The following is a 252-nucleotide window of genomic DNA, read 5'->3' as shown; positions in this document are numbered from 1 at the left end:
CGTGAACTGGGCGTGAAGCCTGTAACTCTGTATCGATACGTCGATCCCAAAGGCAATCTGCGCGACTACGGGAAACGCGTGCTGGGCACTTAGGGTGTCATTCTGCACTCAGCCGGAGCAGACCCCAATACAGGCGCGACGACGAGCGGGGCTTAGAAGTTTCCCTTGGTAGCCTCAGCCAAGATCAACTTGTCCAGCGTCAGATCAGATACGGCCTTCCTCAGCCGTTCGTTCTCTTTCTGGAGGCGTTTC

At 56.3% G+C, this 252-nt stretch carries 1 pseudogene; it reads right to left on the bottom strand.

Annotation, left to right across the window (positions count from 1 at the left end):
* Nucleotides 1-126: 126 nt before the first annotated feature.
* Nucleotides 127-252: pseudogene (locus MK745_RS19700) on the bottom strand (IS3 family transposase); the annotation flags it as partial.

This window comes from Shimia aestuarii, from assembly GCF_022814865.1.
In the GTDB taxonomy this organism is placed as follows: Bacteria; Pseudomonadota; Alphaproteobacteria; order Rhodobacterales; family Rhodobacteraceae; genus Shimia; species Shimia aestuarii_A.
This window is presented reverse-complemented; position numbering and strand designations above follow the sequence as displayed.